Source organism: Novosphingobium sp. ZN18A2, from assembly GCF_036784765.1.
Classification (GTDB): domain Bacteria; phylum Pseudomonadota; class Alphaproteobacteria; order Sphingomonadales; family Sphingomonadaceae; genus Novosphingobium.
Window position 1 is genome coordinate 1,098,654 of the sequence record NZ_CP136651.1, and the last position, 24,575, is coordinate 1,123,228.

At 65.3% G+C, this 24,575-nt stretch carries 23 protein-coding genes; 11 read left to right on the top strand and 12 right to left on the bottom strand.

What is annotated here, in order from left to right:
• Positions 1 to 261 precede the first annotated feature (261 nt).
• Positions 262 to 996, top strand: a complete 735-nt coding sequence (locus tag RXV95_RS05450) for a hypothetical protein (RefSeq protein ID WP_338468002.1) — start codon at positions 262 to 264, stop codon at positions 994 to 996.
• 186 nt (positions 997 to 1,182) lie between these two features.
• Positions 1,183 to 1,617, top strand: coding sequence for a CHRD domain-containing protein (locus RXV95_RS05455; RefSeq protein WP_338468003.1), 435 nt, complete (start codon positions 1,183 to 1,185; stop codon positions 1,615 to 1,617).
• A 965-nt stretch (positions 1,618 to 2,582) separates the two neighbouring features.
• On the opposite strand, the gene RXV95_RS05460 is transcribed toward RXV95_RS05455, so the two are convergent.
• Together RXV95_RS05460 and RXV95_RS05465 are read right to left on the bottom strand one after the other, a co-directional pair.
• A complete protein-coding gene (locus tag RXV95_RS05460; RefSeq protein ID WP_338468004.1) occupies positions 2,583 to 3,812 on the bottom strand; it encodes an argininosuccinate synthase in 1,230 nt (409 codons plus the stop codon).
• A 38-nt stretch (positions 3,813 to 3,850) separates the two neighbouring features.
• Positions 3,851 to 5,182 (bottom strand): MATE family efflux transporter, encoded by a 1,332-nt coding sequence (locus RXV95_RS05465; RefSeq protein ID WP_338468005.1) that lies wholly within the window; start codon positions 5,180 to 5,182, stop codon positions 3,851 to 3,853.
• A 131-nt stretch (positions 5,183 to 5,313) separates the two neighbouring features.
• Here RXV95_RS05465 and RXV95_RS05470 point away from each other — a divergent pair, with 131 nt between their 5' ends.
• Complete coding sequence (locus RXV95_RS05470; RefSeq protein WP_338468006.1) at positions 5,314 to 6,423, top strand: transporter substrate-binding domain-containing protein; 1,110 nt, start codon at positions 5,314 to 5,316, stop codon at positions 6,421 to 6,423.
• A gap of 48 nt (positions 6,424 to 6,471) precedes the next feature.
• On the opposite strand, the gene RXV95_RS05475 is transcribed toward RXV95_RS05470, so the two are convergent.
• The 3 genes from RXV95_RS05475 to rlmN all read right to left on the bottom strand — a co-directional run bounded on the left by RXV95_RS05475 (position 6,472) and on the right by rlmN (position 9,640).
• A complete protein-coding gene (locus RXV95_RS05475) occupies positions 6,472 to 7,743 on the bottom strand; it encodes a cyclopropane-fatty-acyl-phospholipid synthase family protein (protein ID WP_338468507.1) in 1,272 nt (423 codons plus the stop codon).
• Positions 7,744 to 7,875: 132 nt separating this feature from the next.
• Positions 7,876 to 8,229, bottom strand: a complete 354-nt coding sequence (locus RXV95_RS05480) for a glycine zipper 2TM domain-containing protein (RefSeq protein WP_338468007.1) — start codon at positions 8,227 to 8,229, stop codon at positions 7,876 to 7,878.
• Between the two features lie 166 nt (positions 8,230 to 8,395).
• Complete coding sequence (rlmN, locus tag RXV95_RS05485) at positions 8,396 to 9,640, bottom strand: 23S rRNA (adenine(2503)-C(2))-methyltransferase RlmN (protein ID WP_338468008.1); 1,245 nt, start codon at positions 9,638 to 9,640, stop codon at positions 8,396 to 8,398.
• A 274-nt stretch (positions 9,641 to 9,914) separates the two neighbouring features.
• Here rlmN and RXV95_RS05490 point away from each other — a divergent pair, with 274 nt between their 5' ends.
• Positions 9,915 to 10,586, top strand: coding sequence for a porin family protein (locus RXV95_RS05490; protein WP_338468009.1), 672 nt, complete (start codon positions 9,915 to 9,917; stop codon positions 10,584 to 10,586).
• Between the two features lie 66 nt (positions 10,587 to 10,652).
• On the opposite strand, the gene RXV95_RS05495 is transcribed toward RXV95_RS05490, so the two are convergent.
• The 6 genes from RXV95_RS05495 to RXV95_RS05520 form a co-directional block, all read right to left on the bottom strand.
• Entirely contained in the window at positions 10,653 to 11,147 is a 495-nt protein-coding gene (locus RXV95_RS05495; protein WP_338468010.1) for a hypothetical protein, read from the bottom strand.
• A complete protein-coding gene (locus RXV95_RS05500; RefSeq protein ID WP_338468011.1) occupies positions 11,147 to 11,779 on the bottom strand; it encodes a phosphoglycerate mutase family protein in 633 nt (210 codons plus the stop codon). The genes RXV95_RS05495 and RXV95_RS05500 overlap by 1 nt, the downstream gene beginning before the upstream one ends.
• A gap of 118 nt (positions 11,780 to 11,897) precedes the next feature.
• Positions 11,898 to 12,101, bottom strand: coding sequence for a hypothetical protein (locus tag RXV95_RS05505; RefSeq protein ID WP_338468012.1), 204 nt, complete (start codon positions 12,099 to 12,101; stop codon positions 11,898 to 11,900).
• The gene (locus RXV95_RS05510; protein WP_338468013.1) at positions 12,101 to 12,283 is read right to left on the bottom strand and encodes a DUF4169 family protein; all 183 of its coding nucleotides are present in this window, start codon (positions 12,281 to 12,283) and stop codon (positions 12,101 to 12,103) included. The genes RXV95_RS05505 and RXV95_RS05510 overlap by 1 nt, the downstream gene beginning before the upstream one ends.
• 1 nt (position 12,284) lies before the next feature.
• A complete protein-coding gene (gene greB, locus RXV95_RS05515; protein WP_338468014.1) occupies positions 12,285 to 12,773 on the bottom strand; it encodes a transcription elongation factor GreB in 489 nt (162 codons plus the stop codon).
• Between the two features lie 10 nt (positions 12,774 to 12,783).
• On the bottom strand, positions 12,784 to 14,745 hold the full coding sequence (locus tag RXV95_RS05520) for a lytic transglycosylase domain-containing protein (RefSeq protein WP_338468015.1): 1,962 nt from the start codon (positions 14,743 to 14,745) through the stop codon (positions 12,784 to 12,786).
• A 149-nt stretch (positions 14,746 to 14,894) separates the two neighbouring features.
• Between RXV95_RS05520 and dapA the strand changes: the two genes are divergently transcribed.
• From dapA to recA, 6 genes are all read left to right on the top strand, one after another.
• Complete coding sequence (dapA, locus tag RXV95_RS05525; RefSeq protein WP_338468016.1) at positions 14,895 to 15,776, top strand: 4-hydroxy-tetrahydrodipicolinate synthase; 882 nt, start codon at positions 14,895 to 14,897, stop codon at positions 15,774 to 15,776.
• 59 nt (positions 15,777 to 15,835) lie between these two features.
• Positions 15,836 to 16,318, top strand: coding sequence for an SsrA-binding protein SmpB (gene smpB / locus RXV95_RS05530; RefSeq protein ID WP_338468017.1), 483 nt, complete (start codon positions 15,836 to 15,838; stop codon positions 16,316 to 16,318).
• A 105-nt stretch (positions 16,319 to 16,423) separates the two neighbouring features.
• Positions 16,424 to 16,990, top strand: coding sequence for a DUF2062 domain-containing protein (locus RXV95_RS05535; protein WP_338468018.1), 567 nt, complete (start codon positions 16,424 to 16,426; stop codon positions 16,988 to 16,990).
• Positions 16,991 to 17,596, top strand: a complete 606-nt coding sequence (locus RXV95_RS05540) for a DUF2062 domain-containing protein (protein ID WP_338468019.1) — start codon at positions 16,991 to 16,993, stop codon at positions 17,594 to 17,596. It abuts the gene before it with no gap.
• Positions 17,593 to 20,001 (top strand): response regulator, encoded by a 2,409-nt coding sequence (locus RXV95_RS05545; RefSeq protein WP_338468020.1) that lies wholly within the window; start codon positions 17,593 to 17,595, stop codon positions 19,999 to 20,001. Before RXV95_RS05540 ends, RXV95_RS05545 begins: the two co-directional genes overlap by 4 nt.
• Positions 20,002 to 20,199: 198 nt before the next feature.
• Complete coding sequence (gene recA, locus RXV95_RS05550; RefSeq protein ID WP_338468021.1) at positions 20,200 to 21,270, top strand: recombinase RecA; 1,071 nt, start codon at positions 20,200 to 20,202, stop codon at positions 21,268 to 21,270.
• A 171-nt stretch (positions 21,271 to 21,441) separates the two neighbouring features.
• Here recA and RXV95_RS05555 read toward each other — a convergent pair whose 3' ends face one another.
• Positions 21,442 to 23,547: an elongation factor G gene (locus tag RXV95_RS05555; RefSeq protein ID WP_338468022.1), complete on the bottom strand. Its 2,106-nt coding sequence runs from the start codon at positions 23,545 to 23,547 to the stop codon at positions 21,442 to 21,444.
• A gap of 134 nt (positions 23,548 to 23,681) precedes the next feature.
• Here RXV95_RS05555 and RXV95_RS05560 point away from each other — a divergent pair, with 134 nt between their 5' ends.
• Positions 23,682 to 24,512: a class I SAM-dependent methyltransferase gene (locus RXV95_RS05560; protein WP_338468023.1), complete on the top strand. Its 831-nt coding sequence runs from the start codon at positions 23,682 to 23,684 to the stop codon at positions 24,510 to 24,512.
• Positions 24,513 to 24,575 lie beyond the last annotated feature (63 nt).

The following is a 24,575-nucleotide window of genomic DNA, read 5'->3' on the forward strand; positions in this document are numbered from 1 at the left end:
AATACAAGTCGCTCGACGCCGTGCGACCGGCACCGCGCGAAAAAGCGCCGGACGCACCGCCGCCACGCCCCCGTCAACACCGTCAACTTCGCGCGGTCGGCCACGCTCCCGATCCGGTCGCGCGCTCGGTCGCCGACGCAGCGCCCCCGCCATACGTAGCAGGCCCTATCCCCGCGTTCGAAGCCTTGCAGGGCTTTCCCCCTACACCGGCAGAACGGCCCGCGCCGGATTGCCCGGCCGGTCGGGAAAAGGGGAAATGTCGTGGAAAATCGATCAGCCGGATGGGGCCGGGCGCTGGGCTTCTGCGTGGCGGGGCTGGCCTTTGCGGGGCCGCAAGGCGCGCGGGCCGAAACGCCGGGGTTCGATCTTTCCTCGCTGCCCGGATCGCGGGTGGCGGTGCCCGGTGCGGATGCACGAGTCCGGAGTGCCGGTCCGTCCGTATCGAGCCTGCCCGGGCCGCGCTTTGGCCTTGCGCCTCGTGCCGCGATCCCGGCGGCCGCGTTGAACGCGGGATTGCTGACCCACCGGGTGGAAATCGAACGGCCGCCGGTATCAGGCGAAAGCGGGCAGGGCGAAAGAGAGGAAGGCCGGCACGTGCCGACGCCGACCGTGAAAGACCCCGCTGCTGCTCGACCGGCGGCGAACAAGGCGGACGCCAACACCCTGCACATCACCTATACCGCGCAATCGCGGGACGATCGGCTGCGGCGAACCAACCGCCGGCTGGAGTTTGCTTTCCAGGCGATCAACGCGCTCGACGCCGCAATGACGATCGGTTGCGTAACGCGGAGCAACTGCCGGGAGATGAACCCGGTCTATGGCAGCAATCCCGATGTGGGCAGGGTCATCGTGGTAAAGGCCGCAACCAGCGTGCTCCATCACGTGATCTATCGGCTGGTTGACCGGAAAGATCCCGGCGCCGCCAACGTGTTCCAGTACGTCAGCGTGGGCATCGCGGGCGGCGCGGTGCTGTGGAACCTGGCCGTCGTCCTATGATTGCGGCGGCGGGCGGCCCCGATCGTGCGGCCGTCGGTGCCGCCGGTTTCGCGCCCTGTCCAACGGCTGTCAGCCACGTCCGGCCCGGCTGTGCAATCGCGCGGGCGGTTGTCACGGCGCGCCACAGGGGCCATGTGGGGGGCGGTAGAGGGGGGACGATGCGCCCCAGTTTAGGAGGAGAACCCCATGAACCGCCCGATCCTGATCGCCGCCGCCGCACTTTCCGCCGCGGGCCTTTCCGCGACGCCCGCGACCGCCGAATCCGGCACGATGCTTTCCACCCAGTTGCAGGGCGCGAACGAAGTGCCCGGCCCAGGCATGACCGGCGCGACGGGCCAGGCCTCCGTCATGGTCTATCCCGACCGGGGCTATGTCTGCTGGTCGCTTGACGTGCAGAATGCCGGAACGCCCAACGGCGCGCACATTCACAAGGCCACGGCCGGACGCGAAGGCGGCGTTGTCGTGCCGCTGGAAACGCCGGAAGGCGGGATGAGCCAGGGATGCAAGAAGGTGGACAAGGCGCTTGCCGCCGATCTCGCCACCAATCCGGCAGGCTATTACATCAACGTGCACAATGCCGAATATCCGAAGGGCGCGGTGCGCGGCCAGCTTATGCCGTAAATCGCGCAGCGGGCGGGAACTCGTCCGCCCGGCGCTTCGCGCTTTCGCGAACGGGCGAGGCATGATGGAGCCACGCGGAGCGGAATGGTTCGCAATCCGGACCAGCTTGACGACTTTGGCCGACCGCGCATTCAGGGCTGCATGAAGCGAAGCCAGATGCAATCTGCTGGATGCAATGGGCCGGAATGCAAATGAGGGCCGGGATCGCTCCCGGCCCCCACTCTCGTCCACCGCTGGCTTACGGTGTGGTCCCTTGCCATTCCCGCCGGGCGCCGTCTCGGACTGCCTTCGGGGACCGAAGCCCCTTGGCTGCTGCCGGGTCTCGCTTGCGCGAGCGTGCCGCCAGCTATCCGCAGCCATCCCTTTGCTCTGCCTCTTCGCCAAGGCGAGGAAGCGCGACCGGGTACCTGTCCGTCCGCCGGCCCGAAGGCCTGGGGCGGGCGCTGGTCTTTCCCGTTGTGGGCACCGCTCCCGAAACGGCAGCGCACGAATGCGCCTCGCTGCTCCGGACGGACCTCCGCGTGGGAAGGACCTGCCCTGGGCCATGTGTTCCGCCTTGCGTCATCGCGGTTTCCGGCCGAAGCCTTCCATCCGTTCCGACGCCGGCCCGATCACCGGCCTTCCGGCTTTCCGATCCTGTTCGGACAACACTTCTCTGCAGTCGAAATCGTGCGGCGAGGCACTCTTCCGAACGGCATCGATTTGCCGGCTTTCAAGGTTCGGGTCTCTGTGAAAACACCTTGTTTCCAGTGGCTTGCGCCGCCTTCAATTAGACTGTTTTCCCTTTCGACACCTGAATGCTGCGCCCGCTTGGTGAGTCGCGCAAGGCGGAATCGCCAAAGTTATCCACAGAAACGCAAATTCCGTGTGGACAACACTGGATAACCCCGTCAAAGGGTCAGATTCGGCGCTGCCGCAGCAGCACCGATTCTTTCATCAGCGCCAATTCTTCGATCAGCGAACGATCAGCCGCGATCCCGCTGCGCCAGAAGGCGCAGGCGCAGGGCGTTGAGCTTGATGAAGCCCGCAGCGTCCTTCTGATCGTATGCACCGGCATCGTCTTCGAACGTCACATGCCGTTCGGAATAGAGCGAGTCGGGCGACTTGCGGCCAACAACCTGTGCCAGCCCCTTGTAGAGCTTCAGGCGCACGGTGCCGTTCACGCGTTCCTGCGAATGGTCGATCGCCGCCTGCAGCATCTCGCGTTCCGGTGCGAACCAGAAGCCGTTGTAGACCAGTTCGGCATATTTGGGCATCAGCTCGTCCTTGAGGTGCGCCGCGCCGCGATCAAGCGTAATGCTTTCCATGCCGCGATGCGCGATCGCATAGATCGTGCCGCCCGGGGTTTCATACATGCCGCGGCTCTTCATACCGACGAAGCGGTTTTCGACGAGGTCGAGCCGACCGATACCGTGCTTTCGGCCAAGCTCGTTCAGCTCGGTCAGCAGCGTGGCGGGCGACATAGCCTTGCCGTTCAGCGCGACGCCATCGCCCTTTGCGAAGTCGATGGTGATGTATTCGGGCGCATCCGGCGCGTCTTCGGGATTGGCCGTGCGCGAATAGACATAGTCGGGCGTCTCTTCCCACGGATCTTCCAGCACCTTGCCTTCGGATGAGGTGTGCAGAAGGTTCGCGTCGGTAGAGAACGGGCTTTCGCCGCGCTTGTCCTTCGGCACCGGGATCTGGTGCGCTTCGGCCCAGGCGATCAGCGCGGTTCTGCTGGTGAGATCCCACTCACGCCACGGCGCGATGACCTTGATGTTGGGATCGAGTGCATAGGCGCACAGTTCGAAGCGCACCTGGTCGTTGCCCTTGCCGGTCGCACCGTGGGCGATGGCGTCTGCCCCGGTTTCGCACGCGATTTCGATCAGGCGCTTGGAAATCAGCGGGCGCGCGATCGAGGTGCCCAGCAGGTAATCGCCTTCATAACGGGCGTTGGCGCGCATCATCGGGAACACGAAGTCGCGCACGAATTCCTCGCGCAGATCGTCGATATAGATGTGCTTGTCGGGGATGCCCATCAGCTCGGCCTTCTTGCGCGCCGGCTCAAGCTCCTCGCCCTGGCCGAGGTCGGCGGTGAAGGTCACCACTTCGCAATTGTAGGTGACTTGCAGCCACTTGAGGATGACGGAAGTGTCGAGCCCGCCCGAATAGGCCAGCACGACGCGCTTGATGGATTCGTTGCCCTTGCTCATGGCCCGTGCGCCTAGGCCCGCTTTCGCTACATCGCAAGTTATTGCCGCGATTCAACCGTGCGCAGAAGCGCGGGCAGGTGCATCCCCAGCGCCAGCGCGCGATAGATATAGGCCAGGCACAGCGCGATCCACACGCCGGTTTCGCCTTGCCCGCGCAGCGCCAGGTCGGTCGCGATGTAAAGCGCGGTCGCGGCAATCGCCGCGTTGCGAAGGGCGCGGGTTCGCGTCACGCCGATGAACACGCCGTCCAGCAGCCACGCGGGCGCGCCGATGGCGGGAATGATCGCGGCGAATGGCAGCATCGAACCGGCAACCGTCCGCACATCCGCGTTTGTGGTGAGCAGGCCGACAAGCGGTTCGCCCGCCAGCATGAACAGCGCGGCAAAGGCGATTCCGGAAGCAACGCAGAACTCCGCTGCAAGGCGCATCGCGCGGCGCATTGCCTCTGCCGACCCGGCGCCGATGGCCGAACCGATCCGCGCCTCGGCGGTAAACGCGAACCCGTCGAGCACGAAGGCGGATACGGATACGAACTGCATCAGCACCTGGTTGGCGGCCAGCGCGGTGGCGCCAAGCCGGGCGCCGGCATTGGTGAACCACGCGAAAAGCAGCAACAGCGCGACAGTGCGCACCATGATGTCCGCGTTCACCGCGAACAGGCGCTTCAGTGCCTGACCGGCGAAAAGCGCGCGGGATCGAAGGCCGCGCAGCACCAAAAGGCCGCCGGTCTCGCGTGTGGCGATGAAAAGGCCCGCTGCCAGCGCGGTCCATTCGGCGCAGGCGGTGCCCAGTCCCACGCCCCGCGCGCCGAATCCGAAATGCCAGACGAAAGCGATGTCGAGCGCGGCGTTGACCAGGTTCATCACGATCTGAAGCGCGAGCGCGGCCCGCGTGCGTCCCAGCCCCAGCAGCCAGCCGTTTATCGCATAGACGGCAAGCGCCGCCGGTGCGCCCAGGAAGCGCGCGGTAACATAGCCGTGCGCGGCCGCGTCCAGCTTTTCCCCGCCGGCCAGAAGGGCAAAGGCAAGCGGCACCAGCACGACTTGCGCGGCCAGAAGAAGCAGGCCCAGCGCAAAGCCAAGCGCAAGTCCGCGCAGCAGCATGGCCTCTACTTCGGCATCGTCCCGGCTGCCGTGGGCCTGCGCGGTCATGCTCGTCATCCCCATGCGCAGGAAGCCGAAGGTCCAGAAGACGAAGTTGATGATCGTGCTGCCCAGCGCCACGCCGGCCAGTGCGGCGGCATCGCCGGTGCGACCAATAACGGCGGTATCGACAAGGCCGACAAGCGGCACCGTCGTCTGGCCGAGGATGATCGGCCATGCCTGCGCAAGGATGGCGCGGCGGGTCAGCGCGGAAGGGAGACCGGACACGCCCGGGTGGTGGCATGCGGGCGCCCGGGCGACAAGATGCACCGGTTCGGCGGTGGCAGGTGCAGCATCGCCACAAACCGTGCTAGGGCGCTGCGATCATGTTTGCGCACGGGGTCAGGCGAGGAGAACGGATGTTCGGTTGCAGGAAAGTATCGTCCGGAATTCTCTATTGCCTGCTTGCCCTGCTTGCAGCCTTCATTGCTGCCCCATCCGCGATGGCGCAGGATGCGGCACACACGTCCGGCGCGGACATGGCGGTTGCCACGCACGAGGCGCCGCCGTTCGCGATGAAGGACGACAAGGGCAAGTGGCACGGGCTGGCTATCGACCTGTGGCGCAAGATCGCGGCCGAGCACAAGTTGGGCTTCCATTTCGAGGAAGCGGACCTTGCGGACATGGTCGATGGCGTGGCCGACGGTCGATATGGCGCCAGCGTCGGCGCTTTGACGATCACCGCCGCGCGAGAGAAGAAAGTCGATTTCACGCAGCCGTTCTATACCACCGGCTTCGGTATCGCCGTGCGGAACGAATCACCCGGATTCCTCTCGATGGTGAGCGCGTTCTTCACCTGGAGCTTTCTGAAAGCCGTGCTGGCCTTGTTGACCCTGCTGGCGTTTGTGGGCTTCCTGTTCTGGCTGGTGGAGCGGCGGCACAATCCCGAACAGTTCGGGGAAGGCTGGGGCGGCATCGGTTCGGGCCTCTATTTCTCCGCCGTCACGATGACCACGGTCGGCTATGGCGACAAGTCTCCGCAAACGTCCGCCGGCAAGGCCATTGCCATCGTATGGATGTTTGCCGCGATCATCGTTATTTCCACTTTCACAGGCATGATCGCGTCTTCGCTGACGGCAGGCCACTTGCAGGGTGCGGTAACGGGGCCGGACGATCTTCCGTCGGTGAAGGTTGGATCGGTGCCGGATTCGGCCAGCCAGGGCTGGCTGGCAAGCGACCGTATTCCATTCACCGGATATGCCACCGTGCAGGATGGCCTCGCCGCGCTGCGAGACAAGAAAATCGACGCCTTCGTCTATGATGCGCCGATCCTGCGGTACGAGGTGAAGAGCGGGAAAAACATGGACGGCCTGCGCGTGTTGCCGGGCAGTTTCGGCCGGCAGGACTATGGCTTTGCCTTGCGGCAGAACAGTCCCTTGCGCGAATCGATTGACGTTTCGCTGCTCCATGCGGTGCAAAGCGATGCGTGGCGCAGCGAAGTGGCGCAAGTGCTGGGCAAGCGCGACTGACAGACCCCGGGCGGGCGGCGCGCGGTATTCCGTTCGCGCCGCCCGCGGCTAGCGTCCCTGTCCGATCGGGACCACCTTGGCATCGCTTGATCCCACGGCGGCAAAGGCTTTTTCCGCGTCGTGAATATAGTTGCGCGTCAACGGCAGCACGTCGCGGCGGCGGGCGTACTGGATCTGGAAGTTGACCATGTTGCCGTCTTCGAACACCGTCGCCGCGCCTGCCAGATAGAACATCCACATGCGATAAAAGCGTTCGTCGTACCGCTCGACGATCAGGTCGTGGTTCGCTTCGCAGCGCTTGTACCATTCGCGGATCGTCTTGCCGTAGTGGACGCGCAATATCTCGATATCGGTGGCCAGAAGGTGTGCCCGTTCGCTGGCGGCGACCGTTTCCGAAAGGGCGGGGATATAGCCGCCGGGGAAGATATACTTGCGCGTGAAGGCATCGGTAACGCCGGGAGGGCCGACGCGCCCGATGGTGTGGATCAGCATGGCGCCGTCATCGGCCAGAAGATCGTGACAGGTCTGGAAGAACGTATCGAAATTCGGCGCGCCGACATGCTCGAACATGCCGACTGAAACGATGCGGTCATACGGGCCGGTCACGTCGCGATAGTCGGTAAAGCCGAACGTCACGTCACCCGCCACGCCTTCGCGTTCGGCCCACTGCTTGGCATAGGCGATCTGTTCGCGTGACAGCGTTACGCCGTGGACCTTCACGCCCGCCACCCGGTTGAGGTGCATCGCCATGCCGCCCCAGCCGCAGCCGATATCCAGAACGCGCATGCCGGGCCGAAGGTCCAGCTTGGCCGCGATGTGGTTCATCTTGGCGATCTGCGCCTGCTCCAGCGTTTCGACGCCTTCGTCCCAATAAGCGCAGGAATACTGCCGGTTTTCGTCAAGGAACAGCTCGTAAAGCTGGTCGCCCAGGTCATAGTGGTGCGCCACGTGCTTGCGCGAAGCGTTGCGCTGGTTGACCTGGTCGAACTTGCTGGACAGCGTATCGACCGTGCGGGAGATCAGGCCCGGCGGTTCGAACAGGCCTTCCTTTTCCCACGGGTTGTTCCGGCGCATGAAAGAGATGAAGTCCAGAATGTCGCCGCCGCCGATGTCGATGCGGTCGTCCATGAACGCCTCTGCCAGCCCAAGCTGGGGGTGGCGCGCGATGTACGAGGCAACCTTGCGGTCCTTCAGGGTAAGCTCGAGGTCGGGCCACCCCGCTTCGGGCGTACCGTATCGCTTTGCCTTCCCGTCCGGCTGGCGGACAGTCAGCGTTCCATGCGTCACCAGGCGCTTCAGCGCGCGGTCCAACAACATCATCGACATTTTTGGGCGACCACTCCTGCTTGTTCGTTCAACCGGCCGGTTGAACCGGCCTTGCTGATACAAATAGCAAAACCGGCGCCGGGTTCCCCCGACGCCGGCCAGTGATGTCAGCCTTTTGCACTGCAATCAACGGCAGTGAGCGGGGCCCTTGGCGATTTCGTGTCCGATCAGGGCGCCGGCAGCGGCCCCCAGCACGGTTCCAGTGGTGCGATCGCCATGTGTGTCGATCGACCGGCCGACCAGCGCGCCGGCAACGCCGCCAACCAGCGTGCCGACCGTCCCGTCTGAGCGGCGGCAGCGATAGCGGCCGCGATCGTCGCGCCAGTAACGGATGCCGTTGTCCGTGCGGTAATAGTGGCGCTCCGCCTCGTGCTCGCGATGCCCGTGGGCGGGTGCCCAGGGCGGCGGATCGGCCAGCGCCGGCGTGGCCATGGGAAGGGCGAAAGCGGCCATCGTGACCGCGAGGATGGGCTTCTTCATATTCAATCTCCGGCTTTCCCCGATGGGATAGGACCATCAAGCAACGCCCCATGATCGCCTGCGATCCACAACGCCCGATGAACGCGCGAGATTAACGGCGTTTCAACGATAGGCCGTTGGATGGTAGCGACGGACCGTTCGGACCCGTTGTGCAGGCAATAATGCCTCAGGCTTCCAGCGCGGCCTGCTTTTCGGCGGCCAGCCGGTCAAGCTCGGCGCGGCTCTTCTTTTCGGCGGCGGTCTTCAACTGGCCGCAGGCGGCATCGATGTCGCGCCCGCGCGGGGTGCGCACCGGCGCGCTGATGCCCGATTCGAACACGATTTCCGAAAAGCGGCGTACCCGCTCTGGCGTGGAACATTCGTATGGCGCGCCGGGCCAGGGGTTGAACGGGATCAGGTTGACCTTGGCGGGAAGGTTGTACTTGCGGATCAGGCGCACAAGTTCGCGCGCGTGATCGTCGCTGTCGTTCTTGTCCTTCAGCATCACGTATTCGAAGGTGATGCGCCGCGCGTTCGAAGCGCCGGGATAGGCGGCACAGGCGGCCAGCAGCTCTTCCAGGCCGTATTTGCGGTTGAGCGGAACGATTTCGTCGCGGATTTCCTTGGTAACCGCGTGGAGCGAGACGGCGAGGTTCACGCCGATCTCCTCGCCGCAGCGTTCCATCATCGGCACGACGCCGCTGGTAGAAAGCGTGATGCGACGCTTTGACAGGGCAAGACCTTCGCCATCCATTACCAGCTTCAGCGCGTCGCGCACGTTGTCGAAGTTATAGAGCGGCTCACCCATGCCCATCATCACGATGTTGGTCAGCAGGCGCCCGTCCGCGGTATATTCGGCCGCAGTCTCGTCGTCGGGCATGTCCATCCGGCCCTTGGGCCATTCGCCCAGCGCGTCACGCGCCAGCATGACCTGGCCCACGATCTCGCCCGGCGTCAGGTTGCGCACCAGTCGCATCGTCCCGGTGTGGCAGAAGCGGCAATTCAGCGTGCACCCGACCTGGCTGGAAACGCACAGCGTGCCCCGGTCCGCATCGGGGATGAACACCATCTCGAAGTCTTGCCCGTCGGCCGTGCGCAGCAGCCACTTGCGCGTTCCGTCCGAAGAAACCTGCGCTTCGACCACTTCGGGGCGACCGACCACGAAGCGTTCGGCCAGCCACGGGCGCATCGTCTTGGCGATATCGGTCATCGCGCCGAATTCGGTCACGCCGCGATGATAGAGCCAGTGAAACACCTGCTTGGCGCGCAATTTCGCCTGTTTCGCGTCCAGCCCGGCATCCTCGAACAGCGCGGCGATGGCCTTCTTCGGCAGGCCGAGAAGGTCCACGCGTCCGTCGTCGCGCGGGGTGACGCCGTCGACAAGTCCGGGGCGCGGAACGGCGACGGGATCGATATGGCCGGGGATCTGCATGGGCGCGCATATAGTCACCGGTGCGGCCCAATGAAAGAAGAACGCGCCCGCGTGCGTGCCGCGGGCCCGCGAAACACCGGCCGGCCGGTCTTCGTTCCGGCCGTTCGTCGCACCCGGAATGCGTCTTGCCGTGCCAGTGTTGCCTTAATAACACATTGGTTTTGTTGTATTATATTCAGGAAACCAGATCGCCGTTCCAACCATTTGATGGGTCCACCGCCACGCAGCGCCGGCAAGGCTTGCGCGGCGGCGACTTACGAATGGAGATACCACCATGAAGACTGTTCTTGCCATCCTTGCCGCAGGCAGCGCGATTGCCGTTGCCAGCCCCGCACTTGCGCAGGACGATCCCGGCGAAGCATTCACCGGCCCGCGCGTCGGCGTTGAAGTCGGCTATGACCACATCCGTTCGGGCAGCAGTGTCGACAATGACACCACGCGCGATATCAAGCAGTCGATCGACGGCATCGAATATGGCGGCGTGATCGGATACGACGTGCCCGTGGGCGAACGGCTGCGCGTGGGTGCTGAAGCGTCCTATGCCGGCAGTTCGGCCAGCTGGGACAATAACAACAACGTTCCCAACACCTTCAACCTGGGTCACGTGCGCGCGGATCGCGAAATCTATGTCGGCGGCCGCATCGGTTACGTCACGTCGCCGCGCACCATGGTTTACGTGAAGGGCGGCTACACCAACCAGCGCTTCCATATGGAAGGCACGGACGGAACCACCGATCTGTCGCAGCGCCTCGACACCGATGGTTACCGCGTCGGTGCGGGGATCGAATACGCGGTGAGCCGCCACGGCTATATCGGCGCGGAATACCGGTATTCGAACTATTCCAAGGGTGAGTTCGACTTCAACGGGAACACGCCCGATTCCAGCCGGTTCAACATCGATACCGATCGTCACCAGGTTGTGGCGACGCTGGGCTATCGCTTCTGACGCATGGCGGCCGCGACTGCGGAGATACGGGGCGGGCCGGGAAACCGGTCCGCCCTTTTCGCGCGGTCAGTTCGCGGCGCAGCCCAGCGCGGCGGCGTCCATCGCGCTGGCGACACCGTCCAGGTTGTAATAGTCGCGAAACAGGTGGCCGTCGGCGGCGCGCGCGGAAATGACCATCCCGCTTGCAGAGCGCATGGCCGCCACGATGGCCGCATCCATGCGCTTGTCCGCCGCCCAGGCGTCCGTCTTTCCGGGCACGAGGTCGAAGTGCGTGCCGCTTACCGCCAGGTGCGCGGGGCTGTGCGCGGCCAGCCGGTGCGACAGGCGGAAATAGACCTGGCCGCGAACGCCGCGCTTTGGCCAGGTGGCAATCGTCGCGTATGGCTGGAAGGTCGGTTTGTCTCGGGCGGTGCTGTCGGCAACGGCGATGGCGTAGCATCGCGGAACGCCCGCATCGCGGAACGCGGCCCAGTTGCCGAACACGCCCAGGCTGTCACGCGCCAGGGCGGGAAGCGACACGAGCGCGGCGGCGATGACAGGCAGGGCCAGCGCCCGGCGCATCAGGCGTGCTCCACTCCGTGGGGTGAGCCGTAAAGCACCTGTTCCACGCCGTGTTCGACCAGTGCGATCGATCCCTGCACAAGGCTGGGCGCAATCGGGACACCGTGCTCTCCGTGAGCCGCAAAACCGCCCATCAGCCCGCGCAGGACGCGGCTGGAAATGCCGTGCATCACCACGATGTGATCGCCCCCGCAACCCGAAACGCTTTCCATCCAGCGTTTCAGTCGCGCGGCGATATCGTGATAGTCCTCGCCGTCCGGGGCCGGGCGCAACAGGTGGTCTGCAATGACGATGGGGCCGTGTTCCGCCTCCACGTCGTCGTAATAGCGGCCGCACCAGCCGCCCATGTCGATTTCCTTCAGGTCGTCCGTGCGCTGCGCGTCGAACCAGTCGATCCCCAGCGCTTCGCAGATCAGCGATGCGGTCTGCAGCGCGCGGCCGGTTTCGGATACGTGGAGCGTCACATCGGGGCGCTTGCCCAGTTCCGCCAGCAGTTTCTGCCCCATGGTTTGCGCCTGTTCGAAGCCGAGCGCGGTCAGCGGGGTGTGGATGTGGTTCGCCTGCAACCGGCGCGCGGCATTATACACCGTTTCGCCGTGGCGCATGATGAAGAAACGTCCGGGGATAGTCATGCCCAGCGGGCTAGCAGGGCGTTTGCACAATGCAAATACATCCGTTGGCTCTGCGCTGCCGAACGCCGGTTGCGCAACGCCGCCAGGCAGGTTCGGGAACGCCGGACAGGCCGGTCCGTCATCCCTCGATCAGGTCGAGATAGGCGACAACATCGTTGTCGGTGGCGATGAACAGGCCGCCCTGCACGTCATCGGGCTGCTGCGCGGCGATGCCCAGCGCTTCTGTCAGCGGGCCGTAGAACAGTGTTGTGGCCGCGCCGCCTTCGGTCACGGCGTCGAGGTGGTAAAGCCGCACCGTCGCTTCGCCGAACGTGCTGCGCATCAGTCTTCCCTTTCGCGCCGCGCGCCGTCGATGCGGGCCGCATCGCGCGCCTGGTCAAGGCGGGTTGCCGTGCGCTCCGCCTTGCCGGCGCCGTGCTTCGCGCGGTTCTCTTCTGCCCTTGCCTGTGCCTCGTTCCGGCGCTTTGTCTTGCGCGCCATGCGCAGGTTGACGATCTCTGCCATGTCAGGCGCCTGCCGGATAGGTGATCGCCATGATCTCCCATTCCTTTTCGCCGCCAGGCAGGCGCACCGTGCGCAGATCCCCCACGCGCGCGCCGCGCAGCGCACGGGCGATGGGGGCGCTCCAGCCGATGCGGTTCGCGCTCGCGTCCTGCTCGTCGTCGCCCACAAGGGTAAGCGTGCGGCGGTTGTCGTCCTCGTCCGCAATTTCCACCGTCGCGCCGAACAGCACCCGCGCGCGGTCTTCCTGCCGCGCGGGGTCTATCACCCGCGCCGCCTTCATCCGGCGGGCGAGGTGCGAAAGCTCGCGGTCGATTTCGCGCATCCGCTTGCGGCCATAGATATAGTCGCCGTTTTCGCTGCGGTCGCCGTTGCCCGCCGCCCAGCTTACGACCTCGACGATCGCGGGGCGTTCGGTGCCCAGCAGATGGTCGTATCGCGCGCGCAGCGCCGCCAGCCCGGCGGGCGTGATCGGGTTGCCGTCCGGCTTCATTGCAGGTGCCTCAGCCCGGAGTATTCTTGCCGAGATAGTGGCTGAGCGGATTGGACCCGGAATAGCCCGCCTTGTCGGGATTCATCGAATCATAGACCACCGCGTTTTCCAGCACGTGCTGGACATAGCCGCGCGTCTCGGTCAGCGGTATTTCCTCGATCCACTTTACCCAGTCGACAGCGCCCGTGCGCGGATCGCCGTTGCGGCGCAGCCACTTGTTCACGTTGCCCGGACCCGCGTTATAGGCGGCAACGGCCAGCGGATAAGACCCGCCGAAATAGTCCATCATCCGCCCGAAATAGGTCGCGCCCAGCTGCAGGTTATAGCTTGCATCGTCCATCAGCGCGGTGCGGTCATAGGACAGGCCCATCTTGCCCGCCTGTTCGCGCGCTGTGCCCGGCATCAACTGCATCAGCCCGCGTGCCCCGGCGTGGCTGACCGCGTTTTGCGCGAACTGGCTTTCCTGACGGGTGATCGCGTGGATCATCGTCCAGCTCTGGTCATAGCCATAGGGCACCGGAATGCGCGGGAAGGATATGTGCTGGAAATCCAGATATCCCTTTTCCGCTGCTGACCGGCCCAGGATCACTCCCAGGTCGCGCCGGCCAAGGTCGCGCGCCAGGTCGGCGACCAGCACGTGCTGCGCCTCTGTCTGCTGGTCGTCAGAAATCTTGCGGAAAAAGCGCACCGCCGTTCGCCAGTCGCTTTCGCGCGCCACTTCGCGCACCGCCCTGGTGATCGGTTCCGCCATGAAGGCGGCACGCTGCTGCGCGGTGGGCTGGATCTGCGAATCCTCGGCGAACTTCGGCATCGGCTTGCCCAGCCGCTCAAGCGAGAGCTGGCCATAGTACTGGTCCGCATATTGCGCGGCCATCTCGAAATATTTCTGCGCGCCGGTCCGGTCGCCCGCCTTGGCGGCGGCGCGGCCTGCCCAGTAAAAACCCTTGGAGCGTGTGCCCGGCGTGCGCGCGGCGGCGCCATAGCGATAGAACAGCGGCGCGGCTTCGCGCGGTGCGCCAAGATCCCAGAGCGCCTGTGTGCCCCCCAGCCACATCAGCGAAGTATAATCGTCGCGCAGGCCATAGCTGCGCTTCGAAATGTCCTCGCCCGCATCGAAGGCATCGTCGATCCCTTCGGAAATGCGCACGGCAAGGCTGGGCGAGCCGTCATCCGCCGCGCCGCGTGCGTTGACCAGAAGTTCTTCCACCCACTCTGCATCGTCCTGCGGCTTGCTTGCCAGCAGCGGGCGGTTGGCAAGCAGGCCGCGCGCGGCCTGTCCCTGGCCGGTCTTTCGAAGCTGGCGCGCGCGAAGGTAGAGGAACCCCGGATCGGAATTGAGTGCCTGCGGCGTTGCCGGCACACCGGTTGCATAGGGATCGCTTCCGGCCAGCGCTGCGAGGCTTGCCGCATCGATCCCGCGCCGCGCGGGAGAGACGAGCGCAAGCTGCCGCTCGGCCCCGGCCTGGTCCCCCTGCCACAGCAGCGCTTCCATCCGCGCGTCCTGGTCTGCCTGGGTGAAGGTCGATCCCCAGGACGTTACCAGCGCGGCTTCGGCCTGTGCGCTCATCGATCCGCCGCGCCACGCCTCGCGCGCGACCTTGGCCGCATCGGGACGGCCCATCGCCTGAAGCGCCAGCGCGTATTGCGCGCGGGCGGCATTGGTCAGCGGCGGCAGCTTGTCGAAAAACGCGACAAGCTGGCCGGGCGCGACATAGGTATCGGCAAGCGTCGCTTCGGCATAGCGGCGCAGCTTCGTCTCCTCGGGGAAACCGGGATAGGCAAGCACGAAGCCGGCATAGTCGCTGAACGAGAAGCGACTGGAACTGGTAAGCAGTTTCCAGCGCTGCACCGCCTGGGCCATCGGCCCTGCCTGCGTTGCGACCAGCTGCGCGCGGGCCTTGTCCCACTCGCTGGCTTCGTTGGCATGGCAGGCAACAGACAGCGCCAATCCCGGCACCACAATGGCGGCCAATCCAAGTTTCCTGAGCACGGCTTTTGCGTCCATGCTGGACATCATGCGTTGCGGCTCCTTATCAGGCGCTGAATATATGACCCCCCGCAGGCCTGGCGCCGATTTTCGACGCTTGTTCCTTGTGTGGCGCATTTTGAGGGAATTTGTCCATGTTTTCCGGCTCGATTCCGGCTCTGGTGACTCCTTTTCGCGATGGGGCGTTCGACGAACCCGCGTTCCGGCGACTCGTCGACTGGCAGATAGAGAACGGATCGTCCGCGCTTGTCCCCTGCGGGACCACCGGCGAAGCCTCTACCCTGTCGAACGCCGAGCACCACCGCGTGATCGAAGTCTGCGTTGAACAGGCGGCCGGCCGCGTTCCGGTGATCGCCGGGTGCGGCAGCAACGATACGATGAACGCGTCGCTGCACATGACCTTTTCGAAGAAGAGCGGCGCTTCGGCGGCGCTGCTGGTCGTGCCCTATTACAACCGGCCCAGCCAGGCGGGGATCATCGCCCATTTCAGCTATCTGGCCGAACACCACGACCTGCCGATCGTACTGTACAACGTGCCCGGTCGCACGGTGACCGACATGAAGCCCGAAACGGTATGCGAACTGGCGAATCGCTATCCCGACAAGATCGTGGCGATCAAGGACGCGGGCGGAATCCTTTCGCGCGTAACCGATCACCGCATGGGCATCGGCAAGGATTTCTGCCAGCTTTGCGGCGATGACGTGCTGTGGCTGCCGCACAACGCGGCGGGCGGCGTCGGGTGCATTTCGGTGACGGCCAATGTCGCGCCGAAGCTGTGCAGCGAGTTCCAGACCGCGATCGCCGCGAACGACCTTGCCAAGGCGCGTGAGCTGAACGACCGGCTTTACCCGCTGCATTACGCGATGTTCGAGGATGCATCGCCCGGCCCGGTGAAATACGCGCTGTCGCGCCTGTTCCCCGATATCAGCCCGGACCTGCGCCTGCCGCTGGTGGAAATCAGCGACGCGGCGAAGGCGGCGGTGGACGCGGCGCTGGAACACGCGGGGCTGGTGTAGGGTGCGCGCGGCGCGGGGGGCTTCCCCTTGCGCCCCGCAATGCCTACATCGCGCGCCATATGGCCCGTCCCACTCCACAAACGTTCGACAAGAGAAAGGTCGTCGCGGAAAACCGCCGCGCGCGATTCGACTATCATATAGAAGACAAGCTCGAGGCCGGGATCGTGCTGACCGGCACCGAAGTGAAGTCCTTGCGCTTCGGTGAAGGGTCGATCGCCGAAAGCTATGCCGAAGTGAAGGATGGCCAGGTCTGGCTGATCAATTCGAACGTGCCCGAATTCAGCCACGGCAACCGCTTCAACCACGAACCCAAGCGCCCCCGCAAGCTGTTGCTGCACGAACGCGAAATCGACCGGCTGACCGGCGCGGTGGAGCGCAAGGGGATGACGCTGGTTCCGCTGTCGATCTATTTCAATTCGCGCGGGCGGGCGAAGGTCGAACTCGCGCTCGCCAAGGGCAAGAACGTGGCCGACAAGCGGCAGACGATCAAGGAGCGCGACTGGGCGCGGGACAAGGCGCGCCTGATGCGCGATCACGGCTGATTGCAGCCGTTTCCGCGCTTTCCTTCATCAAAGCGAAAGCCCTCCTGTGTCATGGTGTCCGCCACTTGAACGGGACCGGTTGGACGCCCATTTCTTGACGGGATCATGAACAGGAAGATCACACGTTGGGCCGCGCGCAACATGCCGACGCGGGAAGGGCTTGCCGCCAACAGGTTCATGCGCCCGTTCGCCCATCGCGTGTTGCGTTCCGACCTGTGGCGTTTCACCCGGCGTTCGGTGCCGCGCGGTGTCGCGCTGGGGATGCTGGTGGGCATCATCGTGCCGTTCGCGCAGATATTCTTTGCCGCGCTGTTCAGCTTCACCATCCGTGCCAACGTGCCGGTGGCGGCGGCGACAACGTTCGTCACCAATCCCTTCACCACGCCGCTGATCTGGATTGCCGCCTACCAGGTGGGCAGCGTGATGCTGCGCGTGGATGCGGCCACGGTGGTGGCTCCCGTCAGCACCGCGATGGCGCAGACCGAGTTCGACAAGGCGCTGCAATGGCTTACCGGCGCAACGCTGGTGACCGCCTTCGGCCTGGTGGTGATCGCGGTCGTCGCCTCCGCCGTCAGCTATCTGGTCACCGGCTGGGTCTGGCGCTGGCGCGTTGCGCGCAAGCGGAAAACGCGTCTCGACAGCGCGCGGGCAAGGGGCCATGTGACGGCCTGAATGGCTGACACGAAACGCAACGAACAACCTGAGGCAAGGCGGGGCTGGTTCCACCGGCTTGTCCCCACGCGCGACCAGCTGGCGAACAACCGCTGGCTGAAGCCGTTCTCGCACAACATCCTGCGACCCGAACTGTGGCGCTTCACGCGCCGATCGGTTCCGCGCGGCGTCGCGCTGGGGTTGTTCATCGGCACTATCATCCCGATGGCGCACTTCCTTGTCGCGGCCGCGCTGGCGGTGTTCGTGCGCGCGAACGTTCCGGTCGCGCTTGCCGCCACATTCATCGGCAATCCGTTCACGGTCGCGGGAATCTGGTGGCTTGGCTATCGTATCGGAGAGGCCTTGCTCCATGCCGATGCGATGACGCAGGTTGCGCCCATGGCGACGGCGATACAGCAGACCCAGGCCGACCAGTTGCTTACCCGGCTGACTGGCGCGGGAGAGGATACCGCGATCGGCCTGCTGGTTATCGCCACCACGTGCGCGCTTGTCGGCTATGTCCTTTCGTCGTGGATCTGGCGCTGGCGGGTCGCGCGTCGCCGCCGCAGCCGGCTTGACGCCGCGGCGGGCGGGCCGGACGGCACGGGCGGAGTGTGGGGCGCATGAGCGGAGACGCGGATCGCCTGGCGGAAGGTGTGGCGCCCGCCCGCGACGTTGCGCTTGCGGGACTGGCGATGTTGGCCAGCGCCGTTTTGCTGTGGCTGGTTTCCGGGCAATTGCTGCTGGGCGCGGCGTTCCTTGCCGCCGTCGTTTCCCTGGGCGCTATCGTGCTTGTCCTTGCGCGCAGGCCCAGTGCCGAGCCCGCGCCCGATTTCGCGTCGCCCGACTGGTCCGTTACGCACGCCGCGATAGAGCGCGACGACATGGCCGTGGCCATCACGGACCGCGCCGGTCGCCTTGTCTGCGCCAATCGCCGCTTTACCGACTGGTTCGGTGCCGCTGCCGCGCCGCCGCGCCTTCCGTTCGAACCGTCCTCCGCAGCAGCGCTGGAGGAAACGACGCGCAGCGCCTGGCGCGACGGGAGGGCCGAAACCGAAGCGCTCGAATCCGAAAGCGGCAGCTGGACCGGCGTCGTCGAACGCGCGGGGCGCGGCGGGGATCATCTCGTCTGGCGTTTCACGCCGCTCGTCACCGGCGATATCGTCGGGGACATGATCGGCCATATCGGCGGCAAATTGGGCCGGGCGCTGGCGCGCGAAGGCGCGCAGGCCGCGGTCGTCGCGCCCGACGGAACGGTGCTCGCCGCCAATCCCGCGTTTGCCCTGCGCGCGACGGGAGAGGACAGCGCGGATATTGCCGGAAGCGATTTCGTCTCGTTCCTCCGCTCCGACGATCAGGAGCGGATTTTCTATGCGCGCGAAGGGACCAAGGGCGTTCCGGTCCGCATATTGCACTTTCCCGTTGCGGACCCGGACGGTCCGGACGATCCCGATCCTGCCCGGACGCCGTCGCTGTTCATGCTGATCGACAACCAGGGCGGCATGGGGGATGCACGCACAGGGCTGCCGCAGATAGAGGCGCTGCTCTCGCGTCTGCCGCTGGGTCTGGCGATGACGGACAGGGACGGTCGCTTCTTGTTCGCCAACAGCGCTTTCCTGCGCGCCGCGGGATGCGAGGAAGGTGCGATCCCGCCCTATCCTTCTGATCTTGTGATCCGAGAAGACAAGTCTGCCCTGTCCGATGCGGTGCGTCGCCACGCCCAGGGCGGCGCGAATGCGGCGGGCGACGTGGCCGTGCGGCTGCGCGTTTCGCCGGAAGAGCCGGTGTCCCTCAGCCTAGCGGGCGTGCGCGGGCTGGGCGAGGGCTCGGTGCTGCTTTCCCTGAAGGATTCGAGCGAGGAAACCCGCCTCAAGCGGGAAATTGCGCAGGCCACCAAGATGCAGGCGGTGGGCCAGCTGGCCGGCGGCGTGGCGCACGATTTCAACAACGTGCTGACCGCGATCATCGGATATTGCGACCTGATGCTGATGCGCCATACGCCGGGCGACAGCGATTATGACGATATCCAGCAGGTAAAGGCCAATTCGAATCGCGCGGCTTCGCTGACGCGGCAATTGCTGGCCTTTTCTCGGCAACAGACGCTGCGGCCCGAAGTGCTGCAACTGCCGGACGTCGTTTCCGAGGTTTCGGCGCTGCTCAAGCGCTTGCTGGGTGAAAAGATTGAACTGGTGGTGCGGCACGACCGTGACCTGGGCCTTGTTCGCGCCGATCCGGTGCAGCTTGAACAGGTGCTGCTCAACCTTGCCGTGAACGCGCGCGATGCGATGGCCGGGAACCAGGGCGGCGTGCTCAAGCTCGCCACCCGCCGCGTGACCGCGCAGGACGTGCGCGCGATGAAGAGCGAGATCCTGCCGATCGGGGATTATACCGCGCTGGTGGTTGAGGATAACGGTCACGGCATCAAGCCCGCGCAGATCGGCAAGATCTTCGAACCGTTCTTCACGACCAAGGAAAAGGGCAAGGGCACCGGACTGGGCCTGTCCACGGTTTACGGCATCGTGAAGCAATCGGGCGGCTTCATCTTCGCGGAAAGCGAAGTGGGGCAGGGCACGCGCTTCTCCATCTACCTGCCGGTCCATGTCCCGGCTCCGGAAGAACCGTTGGCAGCGGAAAAGCAGGCGCCCGCGAAGAAACGCGAATGGAGCGGCGGCGGCAGTATCCTGCTTGTCGAGGACGAGGATACCGTGCGCGCCGTGGCAGAGCGCGCGCTGACCCGGCAGGGTTACGAAGTGACCACTGCCGCCGATGGCGAGGAAGGGCTGGACGCCATCGCTTCTGGCGGCAAGTTCGACCTGGTGCTGACCGACGTGGTTATGCCCAGCATGGACGGCCCGGCAATGGCGCGGGAGATCCGCCGCCTGCTGCCCGACCTGCCGGTGATGTTCATGTCCGGCTATGCCGAAGAGCAGTTGCGCAAGGACATCGACATCCCCGACATGTATTTCCTGGCCAAGCCGTTCAGCGTTCCGCAGATCGTCGCGGCGGTGGAGACCGCGCTTCGCGGGGGATAAATCACACCGATCTGGCGCGATGTGGAACGGACGTGCAAAGCCTGATCGTTTTGCGTGATGCATAAACCATTGAAATAAAACGGTCCGTTCGGGTTGGAACGAAAATATTGTTCCCCTCTTGTTCCATAAGAACAAACAGGATACAACTGCGCCTGTTGACGGTTCGTGTGAGCCAACTCTAGGCAAGGGGACGTAGCCATGGCGGCGCAGCTCAAGCTCATTCAGGAAGGCAAAGACAAGGACATGGACCGGCAGAAGGCGCTTGATGCGGCGCTTGCACAGATAGATCGCGCGTTCGGCAAGGGCAGCGCGATGAAGCTCGGATCGAAAGAGACCATGCAGGTCGAAGCGATCTCCACCGGCAGCCTGGGGCTGGATATCGCGCTGGGCATCGGCGGATTGCCGCGCGGCCGGGTGATAGAGGTTTACGGCCCGGAAAGCTCTGGCAAGACGACGTTGGCGCTCCACGTTATCGCGGAAGCGCAGAAGGCCGGCGGCACGGCGGCCTTCGTCGACGCGGAACACGCGCTCGACCCGGTCTATGCCAAGAAGCTGGGCGTCGACATCGACGAGCTGATTGTTTCGCAGCCCGATACGGGCGAACAGGCGCTGGAAATCACCGATACGCTGGTGCGGTCGAACGCGATCGACGTGCTGGTGGTCGATTCGGTCGCAGCTCTCGTCCCCCGCGCTGAAATCGAGGGCGAGATGGGCGACAGCCACGTCGGCCTTCAGGCCCGCCTGATGAGCCAGTCGCTGCGCAAGCTGACCGGTTCGATCAGCCGCTCGCGCTGCATGGTGATCTTCATCAACCAGCTGCGCATGAAGATCGGCGTGATGTACGGGAACCCCGAGACGACGACCGGTGGCAACGCGCTCAAGTTCTATGCCTCTGTGCGGCTCGACATCCGCCGCACGGGCCAGATCAAAGACCGGGACGAGGTGATCGGCAATGCCACCCGCGTGAAGGTTGTGAAGAACAAGGTCGCCCCGCCGTTCAAGCAGGTTGAATTCGACATCATGTATGGCGAGGGCATTTCCAAGATCGGTGAGATCCTGGATCTTGGCGTGAAGGCCGGGGTGGTGGAAAAGTCCGGTTCATGGTTCAGCTATGACAGTGTGCGGATCGGCCAGGGCCGTGAAAACGCCAAGACCTTCCTCAAGGAAAATCCCGAAATGTGTTCCCGGCTGGAAGCTGCGATCCGCGGCCACACCGACCGGGTGGCCGAGGAGATGATGACGGGTCCGGACGCGGACGACGACGCCTGATCCTCGAGCGCGGCCGGGCAACCCCGCGCCCGGCCGCGAAACCCAAAAGCCGCCGCGCCCCCCGGCAGGGGCGCGGCGGTTTCCTTTATGCGCAGCCCCGGTGTGCCCAGTTTCGGTGCGCGCGATCACGGTATGCGCGGTTCCGGCGCGCGCGTGCCAATGACGCAAAGATCAGGCCAGCTCTACCGCCCGCTCCTTCACCACTTCGCTCGCCTGTTTGCCTGCCAGTTCGGCCAGGTGGTCGAACCCGGCGGTATAACTTGCCAGACCCTGACTCAGCGATCGCAGTTCGGCGTCAAGTCCGTAAAGCCCGCTTTCGGGCAGCAGCGCCTCAATCCGCTCCCACCGATCCCATTCGGGATGCGGGCCAAGCCCCATGATCTGCCCGCGCCGGCTGGAGAGTGCCGACCCGGCCTTCGATCCCGTTCCGGCCGGCGTATCGACGGTAATCCTGCTCATCGGTTCCAGAAGATAGGGTGCGGCCTTTTCCAGCGCGTCCGCCATCGCCATGCGCCCTGCGATGCGGAAGGCGAGTTCCGAGGAATCGACCGAATGGAACGATCCGTCGGTCAGCGTCACCGCCACGTCCACAACGGGAAAGCCCAGCGGCCCCTTGATCATCGCATCCTTGATCCCGGCCTCGACTGCGGGAATCCACTGCTTGGGGATGACCCCGCCGCTGATCCTGTCTTCGAAGACGAAGCCCGCGCCGCGTTCCAGCGGCCGAATTTCGATCACCGCGTCGCCATACTGGCCGTGCCCGCCCGATTGCTTCTTGTGCCGCCCGCGCGCACCGGCCGGTTTGCGGATCGATTCGCGATAAGCGATGCGCGGCGGGTGGGTATCCACCGCAACGCCATAGCGCCGCTCAAGGCGTGCGAGCACGACCTGCAGGTGTTCGTCGTTCACCCCGCGCAGCAGCGTTTCGTGGCTTTCCTCGTCCTGCTCCCATTCCAGCGCAGGGTCTTCCTCGCACAGGCGGTGGAGAGCGGCGGACAGCTTGACGTCGTCCTTCCGGTCGCGCGTGCTGATGGCCATCGCCGCATTGCGCGCCGGGTACTCCACCAGCGCGTCACCCAGTTGCGGCGCGCTGCCCGAACCCAGCAGCATCCCGCTGCGTGCGCCATCCACCTTGGCGACCGCTACCACGTCGCCCGGGCGCGCTTCGGGCAACTTGGCGGTCTTTTCACCCTGTAATGCGAAGATCGAGCCGGTGCGCGCTGCCTCCCCGCCGATCGACAGGTCATCGCCTTCGTGCAGCGCGTTGCCCAGCACGCGGCCCAGCGCCAGCCGCCCCATAGAGCCGCCATTGGCAACCTTGAACACGTGCAGCGCGCCACCTTCGGCCAGGCCCACGCGCCGTGCGGCCGCATCGGGCCAGGGCGTTTCGTGGCGCAACATCTTCAACAATCGCCGCACGCCGCCGTCGGTCAGGGCCGAACCGAACAGCACCGGCACCACTTTCGCCTGCGCGGTATCGTCGGCAAGGTCGTGCATCACGGTATCCTGCGTGGGCACTTCGTCCATCAGCAGCGCTTCAAGCAGTTCGTCGTCGAAATCGGCCAGCGTTTCCAGAAGCCTGGTGTGCTCCTCCTTCTCGCGCACGGCGAGCTCTGCCGGAATCTCGACCACCTCGGACGCTTCGCCCGGGCGATAGCGATAGGCGCGTTCCAGCGCGACATCGACATAGCCGGTCACCTGCTCGCCGTCGCGGATCGGGAATTCGCGCAAGGCCAGCGGTTCGCGGCTCATCGGTTGCAATGCGTCCAGTATCTCGCGCACCGATCCCGCACGTGCGCCGTCCATCTTGTTCACGAAAATCGCATGGGGCAGGCCTGCTTCGTCAAGCCGCCGCAGGATCGGACCCGCAAGTCCCGCGCGTTCGGGGCTGGGGTCTATCACCACGATCGCCATGTCGCAGCTGGCCAGCGCGGCCAGCCCGTCGGATGCGAAGCCGATACCTCCGGGCGTGTCGATCAGGGCGAAACGGTCGCCCAGGTATTCAAAGTGCGAAAGGTTGAGTTCGGTCGAGCCGCCTCGCTGGCGCGCCTCCGGACTGGCGTCGCCCACGCTGGTGCCCGCTTCCACGCTCCCCTGGCGCGTCGTTGCGCCGCTGGCGTAGAGCATTGCCTCGGCGAGGCTTGTCTTACCCGTGCCGGCCGGCCCGACCAATGCGACCGCACGGGTTGGCCTGCTGCCGGCCGCGGATTCCCGATTTGTGGTGTTGCCCATGATCGCCTCCTTCATGTGCGAAGGCGCGCCGGGCGCGAAGGTCATCCCATATGGCCTCGTGTCAGGCGCGCTCTGGGGTTCGATGGATTGGATGCTCTGCCTCTCGCCGGTGAGTCGCAAGCGGAATCTGGCGTGCGGGAAGGCTTGTCGCGACGAGCCGTGGCACGTAGCGATCGGGCATGACATCGAATCGCGATTGGGAAGGCCGCGTCGGCCACGCATGGGCGGCCGAATGGCTGCGCACGGACCGCAGCTTTGGCGAACTGACACAAACGCTGCTGGCGCGAATCGCGCCGCTTGCCGGCGCGCGCATCCTCGATATCGGTTGCGGCGCTGGCGAGTTGTCGCTGGCGTTTGCGCAGGCGCGTCCCGATGCGCAGGTAACCGGCCTCGACCTCAGCCCGGAATTGCTGGATGCCGCAAGCGCGCGCGGGGGGGACCGGGCAAACCTGTCGTTCGTCCAGGCCGATGCAAGCGAATGGCGGCCCGATGAAGCGCCGGACCTGCTCGTCTCGCGTCACGGGGTGATGTTCTTCGACGACCCGCGCACCGCCTTTGCGCACATCGCGGGCTTTGCCGCGCCCGGCGCGAACCTGGTGTTCTCCTGCTTTCGCGCGCCTGCTCACAACCGGTGGGCGGGTGAGGTGGCGCAGGCCGTAGCGCCCGATGCGACCCAGGGTTCCCCCGACGGATACGCGCCGGGACCGTTCGGTTTCGCCGATCCCGCGCTGGTGGAGGATATCCTTACGTCGGCGGGCTGGCGCGACGTATCGCTGACGCCTGTCGACTACGCCTATGTCGCGGGCGTAGGAAAGGGCGAGGCGGCAGTGGAAGACGCGCTTTCGCTGCTGCGCCGCATCGGCCCCGCCGCGCGCGCGCTGCGCGAGCTTCCGGAGGCGGAGCGTACCGCCGCCGAATCGCGGTTGCGCACCGTGCTGGAAGCTCGGCGCGAAGGCAGCCAGATCGCGTGGCCGGCGGCCGCCTGGATCGTTTCTGCGCGCAAGGGCTGAGCGGGTTTCCATGCCACACCGGCGCGTTGTTCGACGGTGCCGATCACTCTTGGCGACGAAACG

What these genes read in the sequence shown, in the direction of transcription:
- RXV95_RS05455 (WP_338468003.1), top strand. Translation starts at nt 1,183, where the DNA reads ATGAACCGCCCGATCCTGATCGCCGCCGCCGCACTTTCCGCCGCGGGC.
- RXV95_RS05460 (WP_338468004.1), bottom strand. Translation starts at nt 3,812, where the DNA reads ATGAGCAAGGGCAACGAATCCATCAAGCGCGTCGTGCTGGCCTATTCG.
- RXV95_RS05470 (WP_338468006.1), top strand. Translation starts at nt 5,314, where the DNA reads ATGTTCGGTTGCAGGAAAGTATCGTCCGGAATTCTCTATTGCCTGCTT.
- RXV95_RS05475 (WP_338468507.1), bottom strand. Translation starts at nt 7,743, where the DNA reads ATGATGTTGTTGGACCGCGCGCTGAAGCGCCTGGTGACGCATGGAACG.
- RXV95_RS05480 (WP_338468007.1), bottom strand. Translation starts at nt 8,229, where the DNA reads ATGAAGAAGCCCATCCTCGCGGTCACGATGGCCGCTTTCGCCCTTCCC.
- rlmN (WP_338468008.1), bottom strand. Translation starts at nt 9,640, where the DNA reads ATGCAGATCCCCGGCCATATCGATCCCGTCGCCGTTCCGCGCCCCGGA.
- RXV95_RS05490 (WP_338468009.1), top strand. Translation starts at nt 9,915, where the DNA reads ATGAAGACTGTTCTTGCCATCCTTGCCGCAGGCAGCGCGATTGCCGTT.
- RXV95_RS05495 (WP_338468010.1), bottom strand. Translation starts at nt 11,147, where the DNA reads ATGCGCCGGGCGCTGGCCCTGCCTGTCATCGCCGCCGCGCTCGTGTCG.
- RXV95_RS05500 (WP_338468011.1), bottom strand. Translation starts at nt 11,779, where the DNA reads ATGACTATCCCCGGACGTTTCTTCATCATGCGCCACGGCGAAACGGTG.
- RXV95_RS05505 (WP_338468012.1), bottom strand. Translation starts at nt 12,101, where the DNA reads ATGCGCAGCACGTTCGGCGAAGCGACGGTGCGGCTTTACCACCTCGAC.
- RXV95_RS05510 (WP_338468013.1), bottom strand. Translation starts at nt 12,283, where the DNA reads ATGGCAGAGATCGTCAACCTGCGCATGGCGCGCAAGACAAAGCGCCGG.
- greB (WP_338468014.1), bottom strand. Translation starts at nt 12,773, where the DNA reads ATGAAGCCGGACGGCAACCCGATCACGCCCGCCGGGCTGGCGGCGCTG.
- dapA (WP_338468016.1), top strand. Translation starts at nt 14,895, where the DNA reads ATGTTTTCCGGCTCGATTCCGGCTCTGGTGACTCCTTTTCGCGATGGG.
- smpB (WP_338468017.1), top strand. Translation starts at nt 15,836, where the DNA reads ATGGCCCGTCCCACTCCACAAACGTTCGACAAGAGAAAGGTCGTCGCG.
- RXV95_RS05535 (WP_338468018.1), top strand. Translation starts at nt 16,424, where the DNA reads ATGAACAGGAAGATCACACGTTGGGCCGCGCGCAACATGCCGACGCGG.
- RXV95_RS05540 (WP_338468019.1), top strand. Translation starts at nt 16,991, where the DNA reads ATGGCTGACACGAAACGCAACGAACAACCTGAGGCAAGGCGGGGCTGG.
- RXV95_RS05545 (WP_338468020.1), top strand. Translation starts at nt 17,593, where the DNA reads ATGAGCGGAGACGCGGATCGCCTGGCGGAAGGTGTGGCGCCCGCCCGC.
- recA (WP_338468021.1), top strand. Translation starts at nt 20,200, where the DNA reads ATGGCGGCGCAGCTCAAGCTCATTCAGGAAGGCAAAGACAAGGACATG.
- RXV95_RS05555 (WP_338468022.1), bottom strand. Translation starts at nt 23,547, where the DNA reads ATGACCTTCGCGCCCGGCGCGCCTTCGCACATGAAGGAGGCGATCATG.
- RXV95_RS05560 (WP_338468023.1), top strand. Translation starts at nt 23,682, where the DNA reads ATGACATCGAATCGCGATTGGGAAGGCCGCGTCGGCCACGCATGGGCG.